General features: G+C 57.5%; 25 protein-coding genes. 17 read left to right on the plus strand and 8 right to left on the minus strand.

Going from position 1 to position 25,522, the window contains the following annotated elements; genetic code table 11:
* Window positions 1-31: 31 nt before the first annotated feature.
* Window positions 32-1,534, plus strand: a complete 1,503-nt coding sequence (locus tag AC8GFP_RS13045) for a Ppx/GppA phosphatase family protein (RefSeq protein WP_506613881.1) — start codon at window positions 32-34, stop codon at window positions 1,532-1,534.
* On the opposite strand, the gene AC8GFP_RS13050 is transcribed toward AC8GFP_RS13045, so the two are convergent.
* The 4 genes from AC8GFP_RS13050 to AC8GFP_RS13065 form a co-directional block, all read right to left on the minus strand.
* Window positions 1,531-2,643 (minus strand): branched-chain amino acid ABC transporter substrate-binding protein, encoded by a 1,113-nt coding sequence (locus AC8GFP_RS13050; RefSeq protein ID WP_506614004.1) that lies wholly within the window; start codon window positions 2,641-2,643, stop codon window positions 1,531-1,533. The genes AC8GFP_RS13045 and AC8GFP_RS13050 overlap by 4 nt on opposite strands.
* A 100-nt stretch (window positions 2,644-2,743) precedes the next feature.
* Window positions 2,744-3,061, minus strand: coding sequence for a hypothetical protein (locus tag AC8GFP_RS13055; RefSeq protein WP_506613883.1), 318 nt, complete (start codon window positions 3,059-3,061; stop codon window positions 2,744-2,746).
* A 3-nt stretch (window positions 3,062-3,064) separates the two neighbouring features.
* On the minus strand, window positions 3,065-3,502 hold the full coding sequence (locus AC8GFP_RS13060; protein WP_506613885.1) for a DNA polymerase III subunit chi: 438 nt from the start codon (window positions 3,500-3,502) through the stop codon (window positions 3,065-3,067).
* A gap of 18 nt (window positions 3,503-3,520) precedes the next feature.
* Window positions 3,521-5,008 (minus strand): leucyl aminopeptidase, encoded by a 1,488-nt coding sequence (locus AC8GFP_RS13065; protein ID WP_506613887.1) that lies wholly within the window; start codon window positions 5,006-5,008, stop codon window positions 3,521-3,523.
* Between the two features lie 24 nt (window positions 5,009-5,032).
* Between AC8GFP_RS13065 and lptF the strand changes: the two genes are divergently transcribed.
* The 4 genes from lptF to AC8GFP_RS13085 all read left to right on the plus strand — a co-directional run bounded on the left by lptF (window position 5,033) and on the right by AC8GFP_RS13085 (window position 8,598).
* A complete protein-coding gene (gene lptF / locus AC8GFP_RS13070; RefSeq protein WP_506613889.1) occupies window positions 5,033-6,139 on the plus strand; it encodes an LPS export ABC transporter permease LptF in 1,107 nt (368 codons plus the stop codon).
* Window positions 6,136-7,248, plus strand: a complete 1,113-nt coding sequence (gene lptG / locus AC8GFP_RS13075) for an LPS export ABC transporter permease LptG (RefSeq protein WP_506613891.1) — start codon at window positions 6,136-6,138, stop codon at window positions 7,246-7,248. Before lptF ends, lptG begins: the two co-directional genes overlap by 4 nt.
* 2 nt (window positions 7,249-7,250) lie before the next feature.
* Window positions 7,251-7,616, plus strand: coding sequence for a sirohydrochlorin chelatase (locus tag AC8GFP_RS13080; protein WP_506613893.1), 366 nt, complete (start codon window positions 7,251-7,253; stop codon window positions 7,614-7,616).
* 61 nt (window positions 7,617-7,677) lie between these two features.
* Window positions 7,678-8,598 carry a CysB family HTH-type transcriptional regulator gene (locus AC8GFP_RS13085; RefSeq protein WP_506613895.1) on the plus strand — a complete coding sequence of 307 codons (921 nt, stop codon included), beginning with the start codon at window positions 7,678-7,680 and terminating at the stop codon, window positions 8,596-8,598.
* Window positions 8,599-8,632: 34 nt separating this feature from the next.
* On the opposite strand, the gene AC8GFP_RS13090 is transcribed toward AC8GFP_RS13085, so the two are convergent.
* The gene (locus AC8GFP_RS13090; protein ID WP_506613897.1) at window positions 8,633-8,803 is read right to left on the minus strand and encodes a HigA family addiction module antitoxin; all 171 of its coding nucleotides are present in this window, start codon (window positions 8,801-8,803) and stop codon (window positions 8,633-8,635) included.
* A 103-nt stretch (window positions 8,804-8,906) separates the two neighbouring features.
* On the opposite strand from AC8GFP_RS13090, the gene AC8GFP_RS13095 reads away from it, so the two are divergent.
* Together AC8GFP_RS13095 and AC8GFP_RS13100 are read left to right on the plus strand one after the other, a co-directional pair.
* Entirely contained in the window at window positions 8,907-9,146 is a 240-nt protein-coding gene (locus tag AC8GFP_RS13095; protein ID WP_506613899.1) for a FitA-like ribbon-helix-helix domain-containing protein, read from the plus strand.
* On the plus strand, window positions 9,143-9,568 hold the full coding sequence (locus tag AC8GFP_RS13100; RefSeq protein ID WP_506613901.1) for a type II toxin-antitoxin system VapC family toxin: 426 nt from the start codon (window positions 9,143-9,145) through the stop codon (window positions 9,566-9,568). Before AC8GFP_RS13095 ends, AC8GFP_RS13100 begins: the two co-directional genes overlap by 4 nt.
* 79 nt (window positions 9,569-9,647) lie before the next feature.
* On the opposite strand, the gene hrpA is transcribed toward AC8GFP_RS13100, so the two are convergent.
* Window positions 9,648-13,946, minus strand: coding sequence for an ATP-dependent RNA helicase HrpA (gene hrpA, locus AC8GFP_RS13105; RefSeq protein WP_506614006.1), 4,299 nt, complete (start codon window positions 13,944-13,946; stop codon window positions 9,648-9,650).
* Window positions 13,947-14,080: 134 nt separating this feature from the next.
* Here hrpA and argA point away from each other — a divergent pair, with 134 nt between their 5' ends.
* Complete coding sequence (gene argA / locus AC8GFP_RS13110; protein WP_506613903.1) at window positions 14,081-15,430, plus strand: amino-acid N-acetyltransferase; 1,350 nt, start codon at window positions 14,081-14,083, stop codon at window positions 15,428-15,430.
* 72 nt (window positions 15,431-15,502) lie between these two features.
* On the opposite strand, the gene AC8GFP_RS13115 is transcribed toward argA, so the two are convergent.
* Window positions 15,503-16,036, minus strand: coding sequence for a disulfide bond formation protein B (locus AC8GFP_RS13115; protein WP_506613905.1), 534 nt, complete (start codon window positions 16,034-16,036; stop codon window positions 15,503-15,505).
* Between the two features lie 137 nt (window positions 16,037-16,173).
* On the opposite strand from AC8GFP_RS13115, the gene AC8GFP_RS13120 reads away from it, so the two are divergent.
* Entirely contained in the window at window positions 16,174-16,446 is a 273-nt protein-coding gene (locus AC8GFP_RS13120) for an oxidative damage protection protein (RefSeq protein ID WP_506613907.1), read from the plus strand.
* Window positions 16,447-16,455: 9 nt separating this feature from the next.
* Window positions 16,456-17,640: an FAD-dependent 5-carboxymethylaminomethyl-2-thiouridine(34) oxidoreductase MnmC1 gene (gene mnmC1, locus AC8GFP_RS13125; protein WP_506613909.1), complete on the plus strand. Its 1,185-nt coding sequence runs from the start codon at window positions 16,456-16,458 to the stop codon at window positions 17,638-17,640.
* A 6-nt stretch (window positions 17,641-17,646) separates the two neighbouring features.
* Here mnmC1 and AC8GFP_RS13130 read toward each other — a convergent pair whose 3' ends face one another.
* Window positions 17,647-18,921: an O-acetylhomoserine aminocarboxypropyltransferase/cysteine synthase family protein gene (locus tag AC8GFP_RS13130; protein WP_506613911.1), complete on the minus strand. Its 1,275-nt coding sequence runs from the start codon at window positions 18,919-18,921 to the stop codon at window positions 17,647-17,649.
* 169 nt (window positions 18,922-19,090) lie between these two features.
* On the opposite strand from AC8GFP_RS13130, the gene AC8GFP_RS13135 reads away from it, so the two are divergent.
* The 7 genes from AC8GFP_RS13135 to fdxA all read left to right on the plus strand — a co-directional run bounded on the left by AC8GFP_RS13135 (window position 19,091) and on the right by fdxA (window position 25,517).
* Window positions 19,091-19,885 carry a sulfite exporter TauE/SafE family protein gene (locus AC8GFP_RS13135; RefSeq protein ID WP_506613913.1) on the plus strand — a complete coding sequence of 265 codons (795 nt, stop codon included), beginning with the start codon at window positions 19,091-19,093 and terminating at the stop codon, window positions 19,883-19,885.
* 7 nt (window positions 19,886-19,892) lie between these two features.
* Entirely contained in the window at window positions 19,893-21,695 is a 1,803-nt protein-coding gene (locus AC8GFP_RS13140) for a nitrite/sulfite reductase (protein WP_506613915.1), read from the plus strand.
* 9 nt (window positions 21,696-21,704) lie between these two features.
* On the plus strand, window positions 21,705-22,067 hold the full coding sequence (locus AC8GFP_RS13145; RefSeq protein ID WP_506613917.1) for a DUF934 domain-containing protein: 363 nt from the start codon (window positions 21,705-21,707) through the stop codon (window positions 22,065-22,067).
* On the plus strand, window positions 22,064-22,795 hold the full coding sequence (locus AC8GFP_RS13150; RefSeq protein ID WP_506613919.1) for a phosphoadenylyl-sulfate reductase: 732 nt from the start codon (window positions 22,064-22,066) through the stop codon (window positions 22,793-22,795). The genes AC8GFP_RS13145 and AC8GFP_RS13150 overlap by 4 nt, the downstream gene beginning before the upstream one ends.
* Before the next feature lie 120 nt (window positions 22,796-22,915).
* Window positions 22,916-23,845, plus strand: coding sequence for a sulfate adenylyltransferase subunit CysD (gene cysD, locus AC8GFP_RS13155; protein WP_506613921.1), 930 nt, complete (start codon window positions 22,916-22,918; stop codon window positions 23,843-23,845).
* On the plus strand, window positions 23,845-25,119 hold the full coding sequence (locus AC8GFP_RS13160; RefSeq protein ID WP_506613922.1) for a sulfate adenylyltransferase subunit 1: 1,275 nt from the start codon (window positions 23,845-23,847) through the stop codon (window positions 25,117-25,119). Before cysD ends, AC8GFP_RS13160 begins: the two co-directional genes overlap by 1 nt.
* Before the next feature lie 71 nt (window positions 25,120-25,190).
* Window positions 25,191-25,517 carry a ferredoxin FdxA gene (gene fdxA, locus AC8GFP_RS13165; protein WP_506613924.1) on the plus strand — a complete coding sequence of 109 codons (327 nt, stop codon included), beginning with the start codon at window positions 25,191-25,193 and terminating at the stop codon, window positions 25,515-25,517.
* The last annotated feature ends 5 nt before the right edge of the window (window positions 25,518-25,522 follow it).

The following is a 25,522-nucleotide window of genomic DNA, read 5'->3' on the forward strand; positions in this document are numbered from 1 at the left end:
TTGCGTTGCATCTCCAACCCCCCGATCCCTCATGAAAAACGAAACTTTGCTTGCAGCCATTGACCTGGGCTCCAATAGCTTTCGTCTGGAAATTTGTCGCTACAGCCACGGCCTGATTCAACGCATCGAATACCTGAAAGAGGCCGTCAGGCAAGGCAACGGTTTGGACGATGACCGCAACTTGAGCCCGGCGGCCATGGAGCGAGGCTGGGACTGCTTGTCCCGGTTTGCAGAAAGACTGGCCGGGTTCAAAGCCAGCCAAGTCCGGGTTGTGGCCACCCAAACACTGCGCGAAGCCCGCAACCGCAAAGTGTTTTTGGACAAAGGGCACAAAATTTTGGGTTTCCCCATCGAGGTGGTGTCTGGCCGAGAAGAGGCCCGGTTGATCTACCAAGGTGTTTCACACCTGCTGCCTCATTCTTCTGAAAACCGTCTCATCATTGACATTGGGGGGCGTTCGACCGAGTGCATTTTGGGTCAAGGCAAGCAAGCGAAAGTGCTGGAATCCTACCGTTTGGGCAGCGTGGCATCGAGCATGAAGTACTTCGCCACTGGTGACCTCACTGCACAAGCATTCCACAAGGCTGAAGTGGCTGCCAAAGCCATCCTGGATGAAGCCGTGGCGGTTTTCCCAAAAAAATCTTGGGATGTGGCTTATGGCTCGTCTGGCACTGTTGGGGCGGTTGCAGAAGCATTGCAAGCAGCTGGATGGCCCTCAGATGTGATCACGCGCAAGGGTATTCATTGGCTCAAAGACCATCTGGTTCAAATTGGACATGTGGACAAGCTCAGACTGGATGGTTTGCGTGAAGACCGCAAAGCCGTGATTGGCGGCGGCCTGAGTGTGTTGAGTGCCGTCATGGATTTGTTTGACATCGAGACCCTGAAGGTCACACCTGGGGCGCTGCGTCACGGCCTTTTATACGATTTGATACAACGAGAAGATGAAGACAAAGACATTCGTGCGATCACCGTTGAAGGCATTCAAAAAACCTTTCATGCTGATATCCAGCAAGCACAACGTGTGAGCCGTGTGGCATGTGCTTTCCTCAAGCAACTGCAACCCGTGGATCATGATGAACAAGCTTGGACCAGGTATTTGAAGAAATTACATTGGGCAGCGCAACTGCATGAAATTGGCACCCAAATTTCCCACACCGATGCCCATAAACACGGTGCTTACATTTTAGAAAACACCGACACACCGGGTTTCGTGATGCAAGAGTTGCACCGCTTGAGCCTGTTGGTATTGGGTCACAAAGGGAAGTTGCGCAAGCTTGAGATTGACTTTGAAGACGTGTTCTTTGTCTATCAGTTGCTCAGCCTTCGGCTGGCTGTGATTTTGTGTCACGCCAGACGAGAGCCCCAGTTCGAAGGCATGCATCTGAGTTTGTCGAGCCAGGTGCCACGCTGCTTTGAATTGAAATTGGAACCGCTATGGTCACAGCGGTTCCCGCAGTCAAGTCATTTGTTGCAGCAGGAAGTTTTATCTTGGCAAAAAACCAGCTGGACGCTGCAACTCCTGACCCATTAACGAACGATCTTGATGGAATCGCGCTTACCGGCTTTGAAGGTGAACAACGTCAGTGCGCCGTTTTTGATATCCCCTTTTCCATCAAAAGCAATATCGCCCGTCACACCTTTGTAGCCGCTGGTTTTGGCCAAAACCGGCAGGTATTTGGCTGGATCGGATGAATTGGCTTTCACCATCGCGTCTGCCATCACATTCACAGCGTCATACACATAAGGGGCATACAGCTGGACATCGGTGTCAAAGCGTTTCTTGAACTTGGCCTTGAACGCATTGGCAGATTTTTCTTCAATGCCCCCAGCTTCAGCGCAAAAAACCTGGTTATCAGCCATGCTGTCGCCTGCAAGCTTCATCAATTCACCCGTGCAAATACCGTCACCGCCCATGAATTTGGCATTCAAACCCAAGGACTTCATTTGTTTGAGCATGGGACCGGCCACAGCATCCATCCCGCCAAAGAACACCACATCCGGTTTTTTTCCTTTGAGGGTGGTCAAGATGGCAGTGAAGTCGGTGGCTTTGTCGGTGGTGAATTCGCGGCCAATTTGAGTACCGCCTGCGGCCGTGGCAGCCTTGGCAAATTCATCGGCCACCCCTTGACCATAGGCGGTGCGGTCGTCAATGACCGCAAAAGTTTTGGCTTTCAAGCCCTTGATGGCATAGCGCCCCAGTGTGCCCCCCAGATGCACGTCGTCAGCCACCACGCGGAAGGTGGTTTTATAGCCTTGACGGGTCAGTTTGGGGTTGGTGGATGAGGGCGAAATTTGAGGAATGCCAGCATCGCTGTAGATTTTGGAGGCAGGAATGGAAGTGCCCGAGTTCAAGTGCCCAACCACGCCGTTGACATTTTGATCCACCAATTTTTGGGCAGCTGCTGTGCCTTGTTTGGGATCAGCGGCATCGTCTTCGGCCAACAAGACAAACTTCACTTTTTTGCCACCGATGGACAAACCCTTGGCATTGAGTTCCTCAATCGCCAAGCGTGCGCCGTTTTCATTGTCCTTGCCCAAGTGAGCGATAGCGCCGCTCACGGGCCCTACGTGACCAATCTTGATCACATCTTGTGCCATTGCTTGAAGGCATGAAGCAGTCAATACCGCAGCCAAAGTCATTTGAAGTTTCACAGTCAGCTCCCGAGGTTGAGTTAATCCAAAAGAATCATTATTGAATAATACACCTTGCCCTGGCTAAGGGATAAACGTTTTCCAAAATTCACTTGGGTGGCGAGTTTTGATCGGGTGGGCCTTGCGCCTGCAAGTGCTCGTTCAGCACCTCATCCACCGCGGTGCGCATCATCTCTGGCAGGATGAGGGCCAATTGCGCATGAACTCGTGCAATCACCTTGTCGGCTAGCAAGGCTTGTTCAGATGCCAAGGGTGCTGTCTGAGGCATGGTTTTCAAAGGTGGCACTTTGGGCGCTTGTGGCGCTTTTGGTGCCCAAGGAAACACAGCCGGGCGCAAGCTGCCATTCACCTGCACCACTTCTGTCAGCATGGGCACAGGCGACTTGGGAATGTGTGGCTTGTTCATGGGTCAGGCTTTCAAAGCCAAATCATGGCGCACCAGAGGGTAGCCACGGTCAGCGTAATGCTTCCAACGCAGACGGGCCATGGCGCGGTCTTGCTCATCATGGGTCACCACTTCAATGACTTTTTCAAAGGTTTCAAATCCACTGAGCAACGTTGAGCCCAGGTTCAACAACACCTGGTGGTGCGGCAAACCAGCAGGCACTTGGTCACCCTGGACCAGCACCACAGGGGTATGTTGCAAGGTGATGGCATCCGCACTGGCCAAACAATGCGGCACAAAGGCGGTGGCCGAGAAGGTCCACAGGGCCGCATCCAAGTCGACCATCAAGTCGTCTGTGCCCATGACCACCACTTGGGCGGAATTGCTGCAAGCCTTGCGCAACAAGCGACAGGCGTAACTCAGTTTGTCGGGCGCGTTGAAATGAAAAGCCACCTCGGTCATGCGCTTGTCAGCCCTGCATCAACGGCGCTTGGTGGCCGGTTTGGCGCTGCGTTTGGTCGACTTGGTGGCCGTCGGTGTTTGTGCCATGAGGTAGGCCAGCAAGGAGGGTACGGGCCGACCGGTGGCGCCCTTGGCAGCGCCACTTTTCCAAGCCGAGCCCGCGATGTCCAAGTGCGCCCAAGGGTAGTCTTTGGTGAATCGCTGCAAGAATTTGGCCGCCGTGACAGAGCCAGCAGAACGATCGGCCACGTTGGCCACATCGGCGAAGTTGGACTTCAGCCCTTCCGCGTATTCATCATCCAAGGGCATGCGCCAGCACAAATCGAGGCTTTGTTCCCCAGCGGCCAACAGCTGTGCGGCCAAGGATTCGTCGGTGGCGTACAAGCCGCTGCGCAAATGACCCAGCGCAATGACGCAAGCACCCGTGAGGGTGGCAATATCGATGACAGCACGAGGCTTGAAGCGTTTGGCATAGGTGAGCGCATCACACAAGACCAAGCGGCCTTCGGCGTCGGTGTTCAAAATCTCGATGGTTTGACCACTCATGCTGGTGACCACGTCCCCGGGCTTCAGGGCTTTGCCGCCCGGCATGTTTTCGCAAGCGGGAATCAGGCCGACGACGTTCAAAGCTGGCTTCAAGTGCGCCAAGGCTTCAAAGGTGCCCAACACGCTGGCCGCACCGCACATGTCGAATTTCATTTCATCCATGCCGGGGCCTGGTTTCAATGAAATGCCACCAGTGTCAAAGGTGATGCCCTTGCCCACCAGCACCACCGGCGCTTGGGTGGCGGCTGCGCCCTTGTAATGCAAGATGATGAAGCGCAGGGGCTGTGCCGACGCTTGGGCCACAGCGGCGAAAGAGCCCATGCCCAAACGCTCCACTTCTTTCAGACCGAGCACTTGGCAGCTGATACGCGCATGCTTGGCCAATCCCTTGGCCGCTTGGGCGAGATGATCTGGTGTCGCGTGGTTGGCGGGTCGGTTACCCCATTCGCGGGCGAGTGCCACACCGGCCATTTGGGCTTGGGCGACGGCGAAATCAGGTTTGGCTTGGGTTGCATTGGGGACACCCAGCACCACTTTAACGATGGTTTGCGCTTTGGCACTGGGCTTGGTAGCGGTGTAGACGTAGCTGGCGTCAGCAGCAGCTTGGGCTGCCACCACCAGGTGCTCGGCTTGATCAGCAGACAAGCACAGCGTGACGCTGGCGGCTTTGGATTTCTTCAAAGCGGTGATGGCGGCTGTGACACCTGCGCGTACATCGGCGGCACGGCCTTCACCAACGCCAACAAGCACCAAACGCAAAGCTTTGAGGCCCGGGGGTTTCCACCACAACAGGCATTGACCGGCGGCAGAGGAGAAATCGCCTGACTTTTCCGCTTGTGCCAGCATGTTGGCAATCAGGCCCGTTTGGACTTGCGAAGATTTCGAGACCAAGACCACCAAAGCATCGGTTTTGGCCGATGCCGCCTGCGCCCAAGAGAGGGTCTGAAGTTCCAAGTTCATAATCTGCCTTTTCAATTGCTTTGTATGTTATTCCATTCCTCCATCCGCAACGAGTTGTCCCGCTATTTCTGGGCAACCTTGGTGGTCTTGACGACCATCGTGTTGACGGTGTGGCTGATTCGCACTTTTGGTGATGCCTCATTTGGGCGTATCAGTTTGGAAGACGTGAGCTTGGTGCTGGGCTACACCATGCTGAGCAACCTGCATTCCTTGCTGACGCTCAGCCTGTATGTGGCCACGGTGTCCACCTTGTCGCGCATGTACGCCGACAGTGAAATGGTGATCTGGCAGGCCAGTGGCCAAAGCACCTTCAAACTTCTGCGCCCGACCCTTTTGTTTGCCCTGCCCTGGTTGTTGGCGATCATTGTCTTGACGTTGTTTGCTTGGCCATGGTCCAACCAGCAAATCTTTGAAGTGCGCGAGCGGTTTGAACAACGTGGTGACTTGGAGCGCATACAACCCGGCTTGTTCCAGGAGTCGGCCGATGGCAAACGCATTTTTTTCATCGACAAATCCAGCGCTTCTCAAGGCCAAGGCAACCAGATATTCATTGTTGCCAACGAGAACAACACGCAAACCATTGTGAGCTCGCAAACCGGACTGCTGGAAAACCGCATGGGCAACCGTTATTTGGTTCTCAGCAACGGTCAGCGGATAGAAATCAATGCCGAAAAAAATGAATTCCAGGTCGTGGAGTTCGATACCTATTCTTCCTTGGTTGATATCAAACCGATGCAAACAAGCTTGCAAGATGCCCAGGCCAAGCAACCACAAGAATTGATCGCCAACCTCACGCCTGCCAGCAAAGGCGAGTTGACCTGGCGCATCGGCATGATCGTTGCTGCTGTCAATCTCTTGTTGTTGGCCATTGGCATCCCCTTTATCAACCCACGCAGTGGTCGCTCGGGTTCGTTGATGTTGACCTTGGTCAGCTTTTTCACCTATTACAACTTCGTCAACATGAGCCGCAACTGGGTGGTGGTGGGCAAACTCGGCATGACCGATATGCTGTTGGCATTGCACTTGCCGGTGTTTGTGTTGGCCTGTTTGATTTTGCTTTGGCGTGCCCAGCAAGGCATGATGTTCAAGCGCAGCCGCCGAATGCCTGGCCTGCAAGGACAACCCACATGAAAACCTTGCGCCGAATGATGTACCAGGAAATTCTGTCGAAGGTGATTTTTGTCACCTTGGGATTTGTTGGTTTGTTCTTTTTCTTCGACTTGGTAGAAGAACTCAAGCGCATTGGCCAAGGTCCCGGCGGCGCCTACAACATGCGACACGCCCTGATGTACGTGACGCTGCAAGTGCCCAACCATGTTTATGAGTTGATGCCCATCACTGTGCTGATTGGCACCATCTTTGTCATGGCACGCTTGGCACAAAGCTCGGAATTCACGATTTTGCGCACCAGCGGTCTGGGGCCATTCAAGGCCCTGCGTCTGCTGCTTGAAATGGGTTTGCTCTTCGTGGTGGTCACCTTTTTAGTCGGCGACTATTTGTCACCCATGGCCAGTCGGCAAGGTCAGTTGCTCAAAGCCAAGTACTTGGGCGTGACCATCAGCTTGGGGACATCAGGCGCTTGGCTGAAAGAGTCCCAAGGCGACAGATCCAATGTGGTGAATGTGGCCGCACTCAGCAACGACGGACAGTTGGCCGGTGTGCGGGTATTTCAATTTGATGCCGCCGGCCGCTTGAGCGGCATGCTCATGGCCGCGCAAGGCTCGTTTTCGCCAGATGGGCAATATTGGCAGTTGCGATCGGTTCAAACAGACACCTTCAAACCGCTTGACACCTCGAACCAAAACATCGAGCGCTCGGTGCTGGACAGCTACAACTGGCCCAACAGCCTGACCGAGGACATGGTGTCGGTGGCCTTGCTCAAGCCCGAGCGCATGGCCACCATCGACTTGTTCAATTACATCCAGCACCTGAACAACAACGGCCAAGCCTCACAGCGCTATGAAATCGACTTTTGGAAGAAAGTGTTCTACCCCATGAGTTGCTTGGTGATGGTGATTTTGTCCTTGCCTTTTGGCTACTTGCACCTGCGAAACACCAACATGAACAGCATGGTGTTTTTGGGCGTGATCATTGGCTTGAGTTTCATTTTGCTCAACAATTTGTTTGGCTTTGTGGGCAACCTCAACGCTTGGTCGCCTTGGCTGGCGGCTGCCACCCCCGGCATTGTTTACATGACGGCATCCTTGCTGGCTTTTGGCTGGCTGGTTCTGAGGCATTGACGATGAAATCGATTGTTTTGTTTGCGCATGGGTCACGCGACCCACTTTGGCACCGCCCCATGCAAGCCGTGGCCGAGCGTGTGGCCGCCCTGCAACCAGATGTGGCCGTGGCCTGCGCCTACTTGGAGCTGAGCACCCCCTCCTTGAGCGACGCGGTGGCCGCGTTGGTGCGCCAGGGTTGCACCCAGGTGCGGGTGGTGCCCATGTTTTTTGGCGTGGGCAAGCATGTGCGCGAAGACCTGCCGGTGATGCTGCAAGCCTTGCGCGATGCCCACCCCAATGTGGCGTTCGAGCCCCTGCCCGCGGTAGGAGAACACCCGGATTTATTGGATCTGCTGGCCCAGATCGCCATCGCCAACCCCAGCTAGGCGCGGGGGGCTTACCCCTAGCAAAAGGCATAATGAACGCCTTTCTTATGCCATTAATGCCATGAACCTGCACCAATTTCGCTTTGTCCAAGAGGCGGTCCGCCGCAACCTCAACCTGACCGAAGTGGCCAAAGTACTGCACACTTCGCAGCCTGGCGTGTCCAAAGCCATTCTGGAGTTGGAAGGCGAGTTGGGCATCGAGATTTTTGGCCGCCACGGCAAGCGCTTGAAGCGTGTCACCGAGCCCGGCGAGCATGTCTTGAAAAGCATTGACATCATCTTGCGCGAGGTGAGCAACTTGAAGCGCATTGGTGAGCAGTACAGCGCCCAAGACTCGGGTACCTTGTCGATTGCCACCACCCACACCCAAGCCCGCTATGTGTTGCCCCTGCCCGTGGCACAACTGCGCAGCGCCTACCCGAATGTGAACATCAGCCTGCACCAAGGTGCGCCCGATCAAGTGGCCCGCATGGTGTTGGATGAAACCGCTGAAATTGGCATTGCCACCGAGAGCCTGTCGGACTACCCCGAGTTGATCACCCTGCCCTGCTACGAATGGCAGCACGTGCTGGTGCTGCCCGCCGACCACCCGCTGGTGAACGTGCCGGACCTGCAACTGAGCGACTTGGCGAACGAACCCATCATCACCTACCACCCCTCGTTCACCGGCCGCACCCGCATCGACAAAGCTTTTGCCGCGCTGCACCTGTCGCCGCGCATTGCCTTGGAAGCGATTGACTCGGACGTGATCAAAACCTATGTGCGACTGGGTTTGGGTGTGGGCATCGTGGCCGAGATGGCGGTGCGTGACATCACCGACACCGACCTGGTGGTGCGCCCTGCCGGTCATTTGTTTGGCCACAACTTGGCGCGTATTGCCTTCAAACGCCACGCGTATTTGCGCCAGTTTGTGTATGAGTTTGCGCAGTTGCTCAACCCCGAGTTGAATGCCGAGAGGATTGCGGCGTCGGTAGCGCATTGAGTTCCGTCTAAAGACTGATTCACGAACCCGCCAACTACCTCACCTGCTTTAAATCATCTTTTATTTCGATTTGTGCCAGCTTCAAGTCATAGGTGGCTTGCAGGTTGAGCCAATATTGCGGGGTTTGACCAAAGGCGCGATCAAGTCGCAAAGCCAATTCAGCAGTCACGGGTCGATCACCTTTGAGCACATGAGACACGCGCATGGCGCAATATCAAATTTTGAATTTATTATTTAGCCAACCATGACATGAGTGATTGCACTTAATGTAATATGCAATCATTGAGATCAATTTCCTGGAGATGCCCATGTCGTCCATCACCGTACGCAACATTCCTGAAGAAACACATCGTGCATTGCGGGTTCGGGCCGCGATGGCCGGAAGGAGTACCGAGGCCGAAGTACGCGCTATTCTTGAAAGCGCGGCCCGGCCAGACGACCGCGTCAAACTGGGTTCATTGCTGGCCGAAATTGGGCAGCTGGCTGGTGGCGTAGATCTGATGATTGAACGCGACAAAACACCCACTGAACCGCTGAGCTTCGAATGATTCTGCTTGACACCAACGTCATCTCTGAGCCTATCAAGCTTGGAGGCGATGCGAAGGTTTTAGCTTGGCTGGACGCCCAGTTGATCGAAACACTGTATTTGTCCACGATCAGTTTGGCTGAATTGCGTTTTGGTATTGCAAGCATGCCAGCAGGAAAGCGAAAAGACACCCTGCACACTAGCCTAGAGCAACGCATCTTGCCCTTGTTTGTGGGCCGAATCTTGGCCTTTGATGAAGCAACGACCGAAGCTTATGCAGCGCTGCGAGCCTTGGCAAGGGCACAAGGCCAAGCGATTACAGCTGCAGATGGCTATATTGCGGCAACCGCGATTCAACATGGCTTGATGGTCGCTACACGTGACACTGGCCCCTTTGAGGCAGCAGGCCTGACCGTCATCAACCCTTGGGTTTTGCCTCAATGATTCAACTGCCCCCAAACCTTTTAGCTTCGACTCACATGCCTTTCAGGCAGATGTGAGTCTGCGCTGAAAAGCCAGGGGCTCATTGCGAAAGCTGAGCCCAAGCTTTTTCAAGCCTCTTGATACTCACCGGCTGCGGGGTTCGCAGTTCTTGCGCAAAAAAGCTCACGCGCAGTTCTTCCAATAACCATCGGAATTCCAGCATCCGCGCGTCGGTTTGGCCTTTGCGATCGGCCACCAAGCGCCAATACTTTTGCTCCAGCGGTTTCAGCTCAGCCAAGCGCAGGGCGTCACGGGCAGGGTCGGCTCGGTACTTATCCAGCCGCAAGGTGATGGCTTTCAGGTAGCGGCCGTAGTGCTGCAACTGCGGCCACGGGGTGGCGGCCATGAAGTGTTTGGGCATCAGGCGTTGCAGTTGTTGGGCGCAGTCGGCGGTGGCGTCGGGCGCATTTTTCGTGTCCTTGATCTTGCGGGCGGCCGCGCCAAACTCCAACAAAATACCGCCAGCCAGCCGTGCCACTTCGTTGGCAATCAGGGTCAAGCGCCCTCTGCCCTCGTCCACGCGGCGCTTGAAGCTGGCCTCGTCGTTGGGCAGCGGCTCGAGCAAAAACGCGCGTTCCAGCGCCACATCCAAAATCTGCTGCTTCAGTTCTTCCGAGGTGCCGCCGCCCGCGCCCTCGGGCGTCTTGCCCACCAGCATGTAGGCCACGGTCATTTTTTGCAGGTCGGGGATGTTTTTTTCCAGGTACTTGAGGGCGTCTTTGATTTGCAGCGCAAACAGGCGGCGCAGACCAGCGCGGTGCTTGGTGGCGGCGAGGTCGGGCTCGTCAAACACCTCGATGCTGACGGCGTCGCCCAGGTCCACCAAGGCGGGGAAGCCGATGAGGGATTGGCCGCCTTTGCTGATTTCCATCAGCTCGGGGAGTTCGCCGAAGGACCAGGTGGTGTGGCGGGTTTTCGCCGAATGGTTGAAATTGGGGTCAGAGCCTGCTTTAGATGCTTGATTGAAATTGGGGTCAGAGCCCGAGTTTTGCTTCGCAAAATCGGGGTCTGACCCCAATTTCGAAAAGCCCGTCTTATGCGGCTGAGCAAAATCGGGGTCTGACCCCAATTTCGAAAAGCCCGTCTTCTGCGGCTGTGCCAAATCGGGATCTGACCCCAATTTCTCATCGGCGAGCGATTTCACCTTCAGGCCAGCCAGGGCTTGGAAGGCACCGCGGGCCTGGGCGCCGAGTTCGGCTTTCAGGGCGCCGAGGTTGCGGCCTTGCCCCAGTTGGCGGCCGTGTTCGTCCACCACTTTGAAGTTCATGAAAAAGTGGGCGCTCAGCATGTCAAGTTTGAAGTCGGTGCGTTTGATGTCCAAGCTGGTTTCATCGCGGGTTTTTTTCAGCAGCACATCGGTCAAACCGCCTGCGCCAAACACCTCGGGCGCAGACAGTGCTTGCGCCAGTCGGGCGGCGCTCTCGGGCAGGGGCACAAAGCGGCTGCGGGGGCGTTGCGGCAGGCTTTTCAACAGCGCCTGAATCTTGTCTTTCAACATCCCGGGCACCAGCCACTCGGCGCGGTCCTCGCTCACTTGGTTCAGCACAAACAAAGGCACGGTCACGGTCAGTCCGTCTTTGCTGTCGCCGGGCGCATGCAAATACTGGGCGGCGCAGTCCACGCCACCCAAGCGCACCATTTTTGGAAAGGCTTGCGCGGTGATGCCCACGGCTTCGTGGCGCATCAGGGCTTCGCGGGTCATGAGTAGCGGCTCGGTCTGGTCGCCCGCTGCGCTGCGACGGCGGCTTTCATCGCGGTGCCAGCGCTCCAGGGTTTTGCAACTGCACACGTCCTCGGGCAAATGCTGCTCGTAAAACGCTTGGATCATGGCCTCGTCCACCAGCACGTCTTGGCGGCGCGATTTGTGTTCCAGCTCCATCACTTGGGCCATGAGTTTTTTGTTGGCGGCCATGAAGGCCAGCGGTGTTTGCCACTGCGCTTCCACCAGCGCTTCGCGAATGAAAATTTGCCGCGCCAACACCGGGTCGGCTTTGGCATAGGGCACGCGGCGCCCGCTGTACACCACCAGGCCATACAGGGTAGCGCGTTCAAAGGCCACCACGTCGCCGTGCCGCGCTTCCCAGTGCGGGTCCAGCAGTTGTTTTTTCAAGAGGTGCGCACCCACCTGCTCCAGCCATGTCGGCTCGATGTTGGCAATGCCCCGCCCAAACAAGCGCGTGGTTTCCACCAGCTCGGCGCACACCAACCACTTGCCGGGTTTCTTGCGCAAATGCACGCCGGGATGGCGGTGGAACTTGATGCCACGTGCGCCCAAGTAAATGTCTTCTTCGTCTTGCTTCCAACCGATGTTGCCCAGCAAGCCGCTCAACATGCTCAGGTGCAGTTGCTCGTAGCTGGCGGGCTTGTCGTTGAGGGTCCAGCGCTGCTCTTTCACCACCGTCAGCAGCTGGCTGTGCACATCACGCCACTCGCGCCAACGGCGGATGTTGATGAAGTTTTGGCGCAGCAGGTTGTCGTGTTGGCGGTTTGACAGTTTGTGCGTGGCACCGGTGGCGCTGGCAGGTGCCATGCCTTTTTTCGCTGGGCCTGCACCCGCTTCTGGCTGAGCCGCAGCACTCTCCCCGCCACGCGAACCTTGCAGCCAATCCCACAAACGCAAATAGCCGCTGAACTCGCTCTTGTCGTCCTTGAACTTGGCATGCGCTTGGTCGGCCTGGGTTTGCGCTTGCAAGGGGCGGTCGCGCACGTCTTGCACACTCAGCGCCGAGGCAATGATCAGCACCTCGTGCAGGCTTTGTTGCTCGCGGGCCGCCAAGATCATGCGCCCCACGCGCGGGTCCAGGGGCAGCTTGGACAGCTCATGGCCAATGGGCGTCAGGCTGTGGTCTTCGGTCACCGCGCCCAGCTCGTTGAGCAGTTGAAAACCATCCGAAATCGCTTTGGGCCGAGGCGCTTCCAAAAACGGAAAGTCGGCCACATCGCCCAAGCGCAAAGACATCATCCGCAAAATCACGCCGGCCAAAGAGCTGCGCAAAATTTCGGGCTCGGTGAAGCGCGGGCGGCCGTTGAAATCTTTCTCGTCGTAGAGGCGAATGCAGATGCCATCGGCCACCCGGCCACAGCGGCCAGCACGTTGGTTGGCGGCGGCTTGGCTGATCGGCTCCACCAACAGTTGCTCCACTTTGCTTCTGAAGCTGTAGCGCTTCACACGGGCCATGCCTGCATCCACCACATAGCGGATGCCGGGCACAGTGAGCGATGTTTCGGCCACGTTGGTGGCCAGCACGATGCGCGGTGCGCCGCCGGTTTCAAACACCCGCTCTTGTTCGGCCTGCGACAGCCGTGCAAACAGCGGCAGCACCTCAACATGACGGGTGTAGGCGTTGTGCGCCAAGTGGCCGCGCAGGTGGTCGGCGGCATCGCGAATCTCGCGCTCGCCCGGCAAAAACACCAAAATGTCGCCACGTGGTGCGCCGGTCCACAGCTCGTCCACCGCGTCTGCAATGGCATTGCCCAGATCGTGCTCGCGGCTTTCTTCCCAGGGGCGGTAGCGCATCTCCACCGGGAAGGTGCGGCCCGACACCATCAGCACAGGCGCGGGGCCTTTGGCCGAGGCGAAGTGCTGGGCAAATCGGTCGGCGTCGATGGTGGCCGAGGTGACGATGATTTTCAGATCGGGGCGGCGCGGCAAGATTTGGCGCAAATAGCCCAGCAAAAAATCGATGTTCAAACTGCGCTCGTGCGCCTCGTCAATGATGAGCGTGTCGTAGGCCAGCAGCAGCGGATCGGTTTGCGTCTCGGCCAACAAAATACCGTCGGTCATCAGCTTCACCGAGGCGTCGCGCGACAGCTTGTCTTGAAAGCGCACCTTGTAGCCCACCACCTCACCCAGCGGGGTTTTCAGCTCGTCGGCAATCCGCTTGGCCACCGAGGTGGCGGCAATCCGGCGAGGCTGCGTGTGGCCAATGATTTGGCGACGTTTTGGTTTGCCGGCGTCGGGGGCAGCGCCTTTGCTTTGACGGGCAACGAAATCGGGGGCAGCGCCTTTGCTTTGACGGGCACCGATATCGGGGTCAGAGCCCGAGTTTTGCTCCGCAAAATCGGTGTCTGACCCCGATTTCGAGTCGGTACTTTTGAGATCAGCGTCCGATGAGCATTTGGGGTCGGATCCCGATTTTGCGGAGCAAAACTCGGGCTCTGACCCCAATTGAGATGGCGAGTTGGCTGAAGTTAAATGGGGGTCTGACCCCCATTGTTTTGGCCCGTTGACCCAACTGCCTCGCCCAAGCGCCAAGGCCATTTTGGGCAGCTGCGTGGTTTTGCCCGAGCCGGTTTCACCACAGACGATGATGACCTGGTGCGCCTGCATGGCGGCCATGATGTCTTCACGCCGCTCGCTGACGGGCAGGTTCTCGGGGAAGTCAATCTTCAATTCAGGCTTGAGGTTCAAAACGAAAGGTACTTGAGTGACAATGGGCCGCACTGGCTCACAACCCCCGATTATCTGCGCCCATGTCCACTGTCTTCAATTTCACCTTCGTCCCTTGGTTCCGTTCGGTGGCGCCCTACATCCACATGCACCGTGGCAAAACCTTTGTCGTGGCCATTTCGGGCGAAGCCATTGCGGCGGGCAAGTTGCCCAGCTTGGTGCAAGACCTGGCCATGATCCAAAGCATGGGCGTCAAAGTGGTGTTGGTGCACGGCTTTCGCCCGCAGGTGAACGAACAACTCGCGGCCAAAGGTCATGTGCCGCAGTACTCGCACGGCATGCGCATCACCGACAGCGTGGCCCTGGATTGCGCCCAAGAAGCCGCAGGCCAACTGCGCTATGAAATTGAAGCAGCCTTCAGTCAAGGCCTGCCCAACACGCCGATGGCTGGTGCCACGGTGCGCGTCATCTCGGGCAATTTCATCACCGCCAAACCGGTGGGCATCGTCGATGGCGTGGACTTCCAACACTCGGGCATGGTGCGCAAAGTCGACGTGTCCGGCATCAGCCAAATTCTGAACCTCGACGCCATGGTGTTGATCTCGCCGTTTGGCTTCTCACCCACGGGCGAAGCTTTCAACCTGACCATGGAAGAAGTGGCCACCTCGGTGGCCATCGCCTTGCACGCCGACAAACTCATCTTTGTCGCCGAAGTGCCCGGCATTCGTGTGCGTCCCCACGAGCCCGAGAGCGAAGACAACCCCATCGACACGGAAATGCCCTTGGATGTGGCCGAGGCCTTGCTGGCCAAAGAGCCCTCGGCCACGCAACCCACCGACATTGGTTTTTATTTGCAGCATTGCGTGAAAGCCTGCAAAGCGGGTGTGGAACGCAGCCACATCCTGCCGTTCGCGGTGGACGGCGTGTTGCTGCTGGAAATTTATGTGCACGACGGCATTGGCACCATGGTGGTGGACGAGCGTTTGGAAAGCCTGCGTGAAGCCACCTCGGACGACTTGGGCGGCGTGTTGCAACTCATCGAACCGTTCGAGCAAGACGGCACCTTGGTGCGGCGCGAACGCACCGAGATGGAACGCGACATTGGCAACTACAGCGTCATCGAGCACGATGGCGTCATCTTCGGTTGCGCCGCGCTCTATGCCTACCCCGAAAAGCGCACCGGTGAAATGGCGGCCCTCACGGTGTCACCGTCTTCGCAAGGCCAAGGCGACGGCGAAAAAATCTTGCGCCGCATCGAGCAACGCGCCCGTGCCCAAGGCTTGGACAGTATTTTTGTATTGACCACGCGCACCATGCACTGGTTTTTGAAGCGCGGATTTGTGCAGTCGCCTATCGAATGGTTGCCCGAAGCGCGGCAACGCAAATACAACGTGGACCGCAAGAGCGTGGTGTTGGTGAAAAAACTGGTCTAAGGCGATTGGCGCTTTGAGGCTTACCAGCTGGGGGGTTTGTGGCTAGCTGGAACACAGCTCACACCAAAAAGCTCAATGCGCGTCATCATTCGCCACATTCACCGTGCGCAGTTTGGTCAATAAAACCAAAAGCATCCAGACTGCCATGGCGACAAAGGCCACGAAACTCCAGTTGGCAATCGAGCCGCCTAAAAACGTCCAATCCACTTTGCTGCAATCGCCACTGCCCCGAAAGATGAGCGGGATGGCACGTTGCAAGGGGAAGGATTCGATCATCCCGTAGAAGTCGCGCCCGCAGCTGGCCACCTCGGGCGGGTACCACTGCAACCAGGTTTGTCGTGCCGCCACGAATGCACCACCAGCCGCCAGCAACACGGCCAGCAGGGCCAACACGCGGCCACCCAAGACAGAGCGCCACACCAAACCCAGCAAGGCCACCACACCAATGAGCGTCATCGCGTAGCGTTGCACGATGCACATGGGGCAAGGCTCCAGGCCCACCACATGCTGCAAATACATGCCAAACCCCAGCAAGCCTGTGCAGCCCAGGGCCAACAAGGCGAAGGCTTGGGTGATGCTCAGGGTGTTCCAAAGTTGCTTGATCATGTCGACAAAAGTATGAAGTGATGACCGAGTTTAGCGGCCACATGCTGCCCTTGGTTGGGGACAGGTCATGCGCTGATGAAAAAGTCTTTTCAAAGCTTGCTACAGTCACGCCTCGTCTATAGCGCACAAGGAAATTCATGGCACGCACTGTCCACTGCATCAAGCTTGAAAAAGAGGCCGAAGGCCTGGACTTCCCACCCTACCCCGGTGACCTGGGCAAACGCATTTGGGAAAACGTCAGCAAGGACGCATGGGCTGCTTGGTTGAAACACCAAACCATGTTGGTGAATGAGAACCGCCTGAACCTGGCCGACTTGCGTGCCCGTCAATATTTGGCGCGTCAAATGGAAAACCATTTCTTTGGCGATGGTGCCGATGCCGCGCAAGGCTATGTGCCGCCTGCAGCCTGATTCGGCTGTATGAACCCTGAGCACAAACAAGCCATCGTCGTTGGCGCGGGCTTGGCGGGTGCCGCCGCTGCCCGGGCGTTGGCCGAACGCGGCTGGCAGATCAATGTCTTGGAAATGGCCGAAGCGCCAGGCCACGGCGGTTCGGGTGTGCCGGTCGGCGTGATGTCGTGTCATGTGTCGGTGGACGACAACCCCTTGTCGCAACTCACCCGCCAAGGCATGCAACGGACCCGCCGCTTTGCCCAAGCGCATTTGGAAGAAGGTGTGGATTGGTTGGGCAGCGGCGTTTTAGAGCGTCGCTTGTCACCCGATGGCGCTGACAAAAAACCTTGGCAAGAACCAGCATCTGACAATGTGTGGGATGGCCATGTGCAACTGGCCACCGATGAACAGATAGCGCAAGCAGGTTTGACCGCTTTAACCACGCAAGCCCTGTGGCAAGCGCAAGGCGCTTGGATCAAACCGCAAGCCTTGGTGCAAGCCCTGTTGAAGCACGACAACATCTTGGTGGTGACGCGAGCCGAGGTGGAAAGCATGCAGCGCCACGCATCAGGCGAATGGCACTTGCGTGTGAAAAACCACATCAGCATTCCCAACATGGGCAGCTCACACACCTACAGCACCGAAACTGCACCGCATGTGGTGTTGGCCTTGGGTGCGCACACGCCTGATTTTTTGAACCAAGTGCTGTACCTGGACCACATGGGTTTGCACCCGATTGCAGGCATGGTGTCTTGGGGCTTGCAACAAGATGTCACGCCTTTGCCACCGTTTGCGGTGAACGGCCATGGCAGTTTTGTGAGCGGCGTGCCCACGCCAGATGGCCCTGCTTGGTACACCGGGGCCACCTTCGAGCGCAACGCCATGAAAGCGGCCAGCGATGAAGCCGCGCACAACGACAACCAACAACGCTTGGCTGAACTCTTGCCTGTGGTTGAAGCCCAATTGCAAACGCAGTTTGCAGATGCTGCACATTTGAAAAGCTGGGGCGGAGTGCGCTGCGCCTCGGTCAACCGCATGCCCAAAGTCGGGCCCCTGGACGAAGCGCAATTCCCCGGCTTGCACCTGCTCACCGCCATGGGCTCCAGAGGCCTCACGCTGTCACTGCTGTGCGCCGATGTGTTGGCCGCGCAAATGGAAAAGAGCAAGCCCCCGGTGTCGGAGAGCTTGCTCAAAGCGATGCGCTGTGACTGATGCTGCTTAAACAGCGGCCAAGGACTGGTCCAGGTCTGCACGCAAGTCATCGATGTGCTCGATGCCCACGCACAAGCGCACGGTGTCCTCTGTCACGCCCGACTTGGCCAACTCTTCGGGGTTGAGTTGGCGGTGCGTGGTGGATGCAGGGTGCGTGGCCAAAGAGCGCACATCCCCAATGTTGACCAAGCGGGTGAAGAGTTGCAGCGCATCGAGGAAACGCGCCCCACCTTCGCGGCCACCGTCCACGCCAAAGGTGAGCAGGCCCGAGGCTTTGCCATCGCGCAAATACTTTTTCACCAAAGCATGGTCGGGGTGGTCTGGCAGACCCGCGTAGTTGACCCATTTCACCTTGGGGTGTTTCTTCAAATGCTGCGCCACAGCCAATGCGTTGTCGCTGATGCGGTCCATGCGCAGTGCCAGGGTTTCAATGCCTTGCAGGATGAGGAAGGCATTGAACGGTGAAATGGCCGCACCGGTGTTGCGCAAGGGCACGACACGAGCACGGCCAATGAAAGCGGCTGGCCCCAAGGCTTCGGTGTAGACCACACCGTGGTAGCTCACATCGGGTTCGTTCAAGCGTTTGAAGCGTGCTTTGTGCTCGGCCCAAGGGAACTTGCCCGAGTCGATGATGGCGCCACCAATGCTGTTGCCGTGTCCACCCAAATACTTGGTGAGCGACTGCACCACGATGTCCGCACCGTGCTCGATGGGACGCCACAGATAGGGGCTGGGCACGGTGTTGTCCACGATGAGCGGCACACCATGCTTGTGGGCCACGGCGGCAATGGCCGCGATGTCGGTGATATTGCCTTGCGGGTTGCCCAAAGATTCCACATAGATGGCTTTGGTTTTGGCATCAATCAGCGGCTCGAAGCTGGCGGGGTTTTTATAGTCGGCAAAACGGGTTTCTATGCCGAACTGCGGAAAGGTGTGGGCAAACAGGTTGTAAGTGCCACCATACAAAGCGCTGGACGACACGATGTTGTCACCGGCTTCTGCAATGGTTTGAATTGCATAGGTGATGGCCGCTTGGCCCGAGGCCAAGGCCAGTGCAGCGATGCCGCCTTCAAGCGCTGCCACCCGCTCTTCCAACACCGATTGCGTGGGGTTCATGATGCGGGTGTAAATGTTGCCCGCCACTTTCAGGTCGAACAAATCAGCACCGTGCTGTGCACTGTCAAACGCATAAGCCACGGTTTGGTAAATGGGCGGCACCACCGCCTTGGTGACGGGGTCGGGTTTGTAGCCTGCATGCACGGCAATGGTTTCGATCTTCATAAAGTCTCCTTTTTACAAATAGTGAAGTGATTGTTCATCAGGCTTGATCAGTCTCCAACAACTTATTCGTTCTATACACATAACGAATCCGTCTTATACATTTATGGCATATGCGTACAACTTAAAAATAGTTGGTAACCCTGATACCCAACTCTATAGTCGCGCCCTTATGGAAAATTTAGCATTCATTTTGGCGGGTTTGGTGGTGGGCTTCATCGTGGGCCTGACTGGTGTTGGCGGCGGCTCCCTCATGACGCCCTTGTTGATATTTGGCTTTGGCATCAAGCCTGCCCTGGCCGTGGGCACCGATTTGCTCTTTGCAGCGGGCACCAAGTTTGGTGGCATGTTGAACTTTGCACGACAGCGCATCATTCCTTGGCGGGTGGTGTTCAGCCTGAGCCTGGGCAGTGTGCCTGCTGCCTTGCTCACGCTTTGGGTCTTGCACGACTTGGGCACGTCCAATCCCGAAGTTCAACACGCGATCACCTTCACCCTGGGTATCGCCCTCATGCTCACCGCCGCAGCCACCTTGTACAAAGCGATCCGCGGTCCTCGTCGTTTGGAAATGACAGATCCATCAGATGCTTCACTTGCGCCCGATCAAACCAAACACCTCTTTTGGGCCGTGTTGTTTGGCGCCCTCATTGGCGTGATGGTCACGCTCACCTCGGTGGGTGCGGGTGCCATTGGCGTCACCGTATTGATGCTGCTTTACCCGCAGTTGCCGCTGTACCGCATCGTTGCTGCGGACATTGCTTACGCCGTGCCGCTCACCTTGGTGGCCGGTTTGGGCCATGCCTCCTTGGGCACGGTGGACTGGGAACTGCTGGGCCTGTTGCTGTGCGGTTCTTTGCCAGGCATTTGGCTGGGCTCGCACTTTGTCACCCGCGTGTCCGAGCGCGTCATCCGTTCCGCCCTGTCCGTGTTGCTGGCTTGGGCTGGCAGCAAACTCGTTTTCATCTGAGCGTTATATGTACCAATACACCGACTTTGACCGCCGCTTTGTGCAAGAGCGTGCCGCCCAATACCGCGACCAACTGACCCGCCGTCTGAATGGCCAACTCAGCGAGGAAGAATTCCGCCCGCTGCGTTTGCAAAACGGCTGGTATCTGCAGCGCTATGCGCCCATGCTGCGCGTGGCTGTGCCGTATGGCGAACTCAACAGCGCCCAACTGCGTGTCTTGGCCCGCATTGCCCGTGAATTTGACCGTCCGGATGAAGCCCTGTTTAAAGCAGCACAAACCAAACAAGACGCGATTGGCGGCATTCCCGCACCAGCGCTGAGCTATGGCTATGCCCACTTCACCACGCGGCAAAACCTGCAATACAACTGGATCCCGCTGGAGAAAAGCGCGGATGTGATGGACCTGTTGGCCTCGGTGAACATGCACGGCATTCAAACCAGTGGCAATTGCATCCGCAACATCACCGCCGATGAACGCGCGGGTGTGGCGGTGGATGAAATCGTCGATCCGCGTGCCTTTGCTGAAATCTTGCGTCAGTGGAGCACCTTGCACCCCGAGTTCGCTTTCCTGCCGCGCAAATTCAAAATCGCCATCAGCGGCGCTGAAGAAGACCGCGCCGCCACGGCCTGGCACGACGTGGGTTTGCAAGTGCACCGCAACGCTGCGGGCGACGTGGGCTTTCGCGTCATGGTGGGCGGCGGCATGGGCCGCACACCCATCATCGGCACCGTCATCCGTGAGTTTTTGCCTTGGGATCAAATCCTGAATTTTTTGGAAGCCGTGATTCGGGTCTACAACCTGTTTGGTCGCCGTGACAACAAGTACAAAGCCCGTATCAAAATTTTGGTGAAGGCCGAAGGTCAAAACTACATTGACCAAGTCGAAGCCGAGTACCAGCGCATCGTCACGCAAGACGGTGCGCCGCACACCATCACCCAGGCCGAGTTGAACCGCGTGACTGCGAGTTTTGTGCCACCCAGTTTGGCGGACAAAACCCATTTGTCCGCCGAGGAGGTGTTGACGCAACTGAACCAAGCCGCGGACGCCGATAAAAACTTTGCACGTTGGTTGCAACAAAACGTGGCACCCCACCGCAACCCGCATTTACGCGTGGTCACCTTGTCCTTCAAGCGCTTGGGACAAGCGCCTGGCGACGCCACAGCCGATCAACTTGACGCATCGGCGCAATTGGCAGACCAGTTTTCAGCCGGTGAAGCCCGTGTCAGCCACGATCAAAATTTGGTGTTGCCTTGGGTGGCGGCCGACCAATTGCCAGCGCTCTACCAAGCCGCGAAAGCCTTGGGCTTGGCCAAACCCAATATCCGCATGTTGACCGACATGATCGCCTGCCCCGGTGGCGACTATTGCGATTTGGCGAATGCGCGTTCCTTGCCCCTGGCCGCTGCCATCACCGAGCGCTACCAAGACCTCGACGAATTGTTCGACCTGGGCGAAATAGATTTGCACATCAGCGGCTGCATCAACTCGTGCGGCCACCACCACAGCGGCCACATCGGCATCTTGGGCGTGGATAAAGACGGCAAAGAGTGGTACCAGGTGACCTTGGGTGGCTCGGATGGTTCTGCCTTGAGTGGCACACCCAAGCCCGGGAAAGTGGTGGGGCCGTCGTTCTCGTCGGCTGAAGTGGTGGATGTGATTGATGCGGTGTTGCAGGTGTATTCCGAGCAGCGCCAGCATGGCGAGACTTTCATTGACGCGGTACAGCGCTTGGGGTTTGACACCTTCAAAACCGCAGCCAATGCGGCACGCCATCCGTCGGACGACGAAGCCTTGAGCCCTGCCGCCTGAAAGAACACCATGCAATTGCTTTCTCACACAGACCAACTTCAGGCTGCCGATTTGCAACTGGGCAATGACGCGGATGCCTTGTCGCAAAACCTGCAAGGCGTGCAAATCATTGAGCTGCACTTCCCCAGCTTCACCGATGGCCGCGCTTTCAGCCAAGCCCTGATGCTGCGCCGCCGCTGCGGCTTCAAAGGCGATATTCGCGCCACCGGCGATGTGCTGGTAGACCAATTGCAGCAAATGCAACGCTGCGGCTTTTCAAGCGCCGTGCTTCGCGCCGACCAGAGCCTGGCCAAGGGGCGAGAATTGCTGTCCCACTTCAGCGCTTTCTACCAAGGCGATGTGGCCCAACCCCAACCTCTGTTTGCACGATGAAACCCCTCACCCCCGCCACACAACTGCACGCCAAACCCAGCGCCCAATTCGCAGAGAAGCTGGCCGCCACACAAGCGCAATTGAAAAGCGCAGCCGCTGAACTGCAGCCTTTGAAACAGGCCTCCAGCTTGGGCGCTGAAGACGTGGTCATCACCCATATTCTGAACAGTTTGCAACTCGACATTCCCGTGTTTGTGCTGGAAACCGGCGCTCTGCATGCAGATACCTTGGCATTGTTGGAGCGCTTGCAAGCCCATTCACGCGCACCCATTCAGGTGTTCAAGCCCCAGCACGAAGCCGTGTTGGCTTTTGTGAAGAGTCCTGGTCAACAAGGCATTTTCGACAGCATCGCCAACCGCAAAGCCTGCTGTGGTGTGCGCAAACTCGAACCCTTGGGCCGTGCCTTGCAAGGTCAAAAAGCCTGGATCACCGGTTTGCGCCGTGAACAATCTCAAGCCCGCGCCGAAGTGGCCGCCCAAGAGGCCGATGTCACCAACGGTGTGCCCATCCTCAAGCTCAACCCACTGGTGGACTGGACCTGGGGCGACGTGTGGCACTACATCGCCACGCACCAGGTGGACTACAACCCGCTGCACGACCAGTTTTTTCCCAGCATCGGCTGCGCCCCGTGCACCCGCGCCATCAGCTTGGGCGAGGATTTCCGCGCTGGCCGCTGGTGGTGGGAGGACGAGAACGCCAAGGAGTGCGGTTTGCATGTCAAGGCTTGATGGCCTGTGCGTTGTGTGTTGCGACAGGTTCCTCATGAGCCGCTTCGCGCCACAAATCGTCACCTGCCGCAACCCACAATGCACTGAAACGAATCTGTACAACATTTGAACGAGAAGAACATGAACGCCATCACCCACACCGAGTTGCCTCACCTCAGCAACGCCCACCTGGATGCACTGGAAGAAGAAACCATCTTCATCCTGCGCGAAGTGGCGGCTGCGTTCGAGCGCCCCACCCTGCTGTTTTCAGGCGGCAAAGATTCTTTGGTCATGCTCAAGTGCGCAGAAAAAGCTTTTGGTGCTGGCCGCATCCCCTATCCCCTCTTGATGATCGACACCGGCCACAACTTCCCCGAAGTGACCGACTTCCGCGATTTCCGCGCCAAAGAATTGGGTGCTGAACTCATCGTGCGCAGTGTCGAAGACTCGATGAAACGCGGCACCGTGCGTTTGGCGCACCCGGGCGAAAGCCGCAATGTGCACCAGTCGGTCACCTTGCTTGAAGCCATTGAAGAATTTCGCTTTGACGCCTTGATTGGCGGGGCACGCCGCGACGAAGAAAAAGCCCGCGCCAAAGAACGCATCTTCAGCCACCGTGACAGCTTTGGCCAGTGGCAACCCAAGTCGCAACGCCCCGAGTTGTGGAACCTGTTCAACACCCGCTTGCACCCGGGCGAGCATTTCCGTGTTTTCCCCATCTCGAATTGGACCGAGCTCGATGTGTGGCAATACATCTCGCGGGAACACATCGCGCTGCCCTCGCTGTATTACAGCCACACCCGCGATGTGATCGAACGCCGGGGACTGTTGGTGCCGGTCACCCACATGACACCACCGAAAGACGGCGAAACTGTGCAGCAACGCCAAGTGCGTTTTCGCACCGTGGGCGACATCACTTGCACCTGCCCAGTGGAAAGCACCGCGGCCAACCCCGAAGCCATCGTGCTTGAAACCCTGGCCGCCGACGTGAGTGAACGCGGCGCCACCCGCATGGACGACCAAACCTCGGACGCCTCCATGGAAAAACGCAAAAAAGAAGGCTATTTCTGATGACGACCAACCTCGCCACCCGCCCTGCCCTGAAGTTCATCACCTGCGGTTCTGTGGATGACGGCAAGTCCACGCTCATTGGTCGTTTGCTGGTTGATTCCAAATCCGTGTTGCAAGACCACTTGGCCGGTGTGCAACGCCAAGGTGAAACCGATCTGGCGCTGCTGACCGATGGTTTATCGGCCGAGCGCGAGCAAGGCATCACCATTGACGTGGCCTACCGCTACTTCAGCACCGAAACCCGCAAGTTCATCATTGGCGACGCCCCCGGCCACGAGCAGTACACCCGCAACATGGTGACCGCCGCTTCCAGCGCCGACGCCGCCGTGGTGTTGGTGGACGCCACCAAGGTGGACTGGGCCCAGCCCGGCTTGAGCCTGCTGCCACAAACCCGCCGCCACAGCCTGTTGCTCAAACTGCTGCGCGTGCCCTCGGTCATCTTCGCCATCAACAAGCTCGACGCCGTGGCCGACGCCAGCAGCGCGTTCGTCAACATCGCCCAAGCCTTGCAACAGTTCGCGGACGACGCTGGTATGGACGTGAACGCCATCGTGCCCATCTCGGCTTTGAAAGGCTGGAACGTGGTGAGCGCCCAAGCCGATTGGTGCAACTACAGCGGCCCCAGCCTGCTCGAACTGCTCGAGCGGCTGCCGGTGACCCCGGCTGACGAAGAAGGTGCCTTGGCCTTTGCGGTGCAATGGGTCGAAAAATTCCATGACAGCGCCGACACCTCCAAAGGCCGCCGGGTCTATTGGGGCCGGGTCGGCAACGGTGTGGCCCGTGTGGGCGACAGCGTCAAGGTGTTCCCCAGCGGTCAAAGCGCGGTGATCAAGGAAGTGTTGTCAGCCGTTCGGCAAACCGGTGACGTGGCGGCCGGGCACAGCGCCGGTGTGGTGCTGGACCATGAAGTCGACGTGTCGCGTGGCGACTGGCTGCTGGCCGAGGGCAGCTCGGTCCAAGCCGAAACCCAGCTGAATGTCACCTTGGCTTGGCTGGACGATGAGCCGCTGGTGGCCGGTCGGGTTTACTGGGCGCTGCATGGCCACCGCTGGGTCAAGGCCAAAGTCAGCCGCATCCTGCACCGCTTGGACATCAACACCTTGCAAGAGCACGACGCCACCGAACTGCCCTCCAACGCCATTGGCCATGTGCAACTGGCGTTTCAGCAGCCCTTGGTCAGCCTGCCTTTCGAGCAGTCGCGCATCCTGGGTTCTTTGGTCTTGGTGGACACCGCCAGCCACAAAACCTCGGCGGCAGCGCTGGTTCAAGCCTGATTTTTGAGCCGCTTTGGCCCTGCCCCTAAAATCCACCCTTTTGTTGATTTCCCTCGTTTGAAGATCCCACCATGACCCACGTTGTCACCGAAGCCTGTATCCGCTGCAAATACACCGACTGTGTGGACGTTTGTCCCGTCGATTGCTTTCGCGAAGGCCCGAATTTCCTGACCATCGACCCTGATGAGTGCATCGATTGCGCGGTTTGCATCCCCGAGTGCCCGGTCAACGCCATCTACGCCGAAGAGGATGTGCCCTCTGATCAGCAGCACATGACCGCCATGAACGCCGAGTTGTCGCGCATCGGCTGGCCCAGCATCACCAAGCGCAAAACGCCCTTGCCAGACGCCGATGACTGGAAAGACAAAACCGGCAAGCTGTCTGAACTGCAACGCTAAAGCCT

Source organism: Limnohabitans simekii (SeqCode) (genome assembly GCF_965234735.1).
GTDB classification, from domain to species: Bacteria; Pseudomonadota; Gammaproteobacteria; order Burkholderiales; family Burkholderiaceae_C; genus Limnohabitans; species Limnohabitans simekii.

Coding starts and splice junctions, on each gene's coding strand:
- AC8GFP_RS13045 (WP_506613881.1), top strand. CDS start 32: ATGAAAAACGAAACTTTGCTTGCAGCCATTGACCTGGGCTCCAATAGC.
- AC8GFP_RS13050 (WP_506614004.1), bottom strand. CDS start 2,643: ATGACTTTGGCTGCGGTATTGACTGCTTCATGCCTTCAAGCAATGGCA.
- AC8GFP_RS13055 (WP_506613883.1), bottom strand. CDS start 3,061: ATGAACAAGCCACACATTCCCAAGTCGCCTGTGCCCATGCTGACAGAA.
- AC8GFP_RS13060 (WP_506613885.1), bottom strand. CDS start 3,502: ATGACCGAGGTGGCTTTTCATTTCAACGCGCCCGACAAACTGAGTTAC.
- AC8GFP_RS13065 (WP_506613887.1), bottom strand. CDS start 5,008: ATGAACTTGGAACTTCAGACCCTCTCTTGGGCGCAGGCGGCATCGGCC.
- lptF (WP_506613889.1), top strand. CDS start 5,033: ATGTTATTCCATTCCTCCATCCGCAACGAGTTGTCCCGCTATTTCTGG.
- lptG (WP_506613891.1), top strand. CDS start 6,136: ATGAAAACCTTGCGCCGAATGATGTACCAGGAAATTCTGTCGAAGGTG.
- AC8GFP_RS13080 (WP_506613893.1), top strand. CDS start 7,251: ATGAAATCGATTGTTTTGTTTGCGCATGGGTCACGCGACCCACTTTGG.
- AC8GFP_RS13085 (WP_506613895.1), top strand. CDS start 7,678: ATGAACCTGCACCAATTTCGCTTTGTCCAAGAGGCGGTCCGCCGCAAC.
- AC8GFP_RS13090 (WP_506613897.1), bottom strand. CDS start 8,803: ATGCGCGTGTCTCATGTGCTCAAAGGTGATCGACCCGTGACTGCTGAA.
- AC8GFP_RS13095 (WP_506613899.1), top strand. CDS start 8,907: ATGTCGTCCATCACCGTACGCAACATTCCTGAAGAAACACATCGTGCA.
- AC8GFP_RS13100 (WP_506613901.1), top strand. CDS start 9,143: ATGATTCTGCTTGACACCAACGTCATCTCTGAGCCTATCAAGCTTGGA.
- hrpA (WP_506614006.1), bottom strand. CDS start 13,946: ATGGCCGCCATGCAGGCGCACCAGGTCATCATCGTCTGTGGTGAAACC.
- argA (WP_506613903.1), top strand. CDS start 14,081: ATGTCCACTGTCTTCAATTTCACCTTCGTCCCTTGGTTCCGTTCGGTG.
- AC8GFP_RS13115 (WP_506613905.1), bottom strand. CDS start 16,036: ATGATCAAGCAACTTTGGAACACCCTGAGCATCACCCAAGCCTTCGCC.
- AC8GFP_RS13120 (WP_506613907.1), top strand. CDS start 16,174: ATGGCACGCACTGTCCACTGCATCAAGCTTGAAAAAGAGGCCGAAGGC.
- mnmC1 (WP_506613909.1), top strand. CDS start 16,456: ATGAACCCTGAGCACAAACAAGCCATCGTCGTTGGCGCGGGCTTGGCG.
- AC8GFP_RS13130 (WP_506613911.1), bottom strand. CDS start 18,921: ATGAAGATCGAAACCATTGCCGTGCATGCAGGCTACAAACCCGACCCC.
- AC8GFP_RS13135 (WP_506613913.1), top strand. CDS start 19,091: ATGGAAAATTTAGCATTCATTTTGGCGGGTTTGGTGGTGGGCTTCATC.
- AC8GFP_RS13140 (WP_506613915.1), top strand. CDS start 19,893: ATGTACCAATACACCGACTTTGACCGCCGCTTTGTGCAAGAGCGTGCC.
- AC8GFP_RS13145 (WP_506613917.1), top strand. CDS start 21,705: ATGCAATTGCTTTCTCACACAGACCAACTTCAGGCTGCCGATTTGCAA.
- AC8GFP_RS13150 (WP_506613919.1), top strand. CDS start 22,064: ATGAAACCCCTCACCCCCGCCACACAACTGCACGCCAAACCCAGCGCC.
- cysD (WP_506613921.1), top strand. CDS start 22,916: ATGAACGCCATCACCCACACCGAGTTGCCTCACCTCAGCAACGCCCAC.
- AC8GFP_RS13160 (WP_506613922.1), top strand. CDS start 23,845: ATGACGACCAACCTCGCCACCCGCCCTGCCCTGAAGTTCATCACCTGC.
- fdxA (WP_506613924.1), top strand. CDS start 25,191: ATGACCCACGTTGTCACCGAAGCCTGTATCCGCTGCAAATACACCGAC.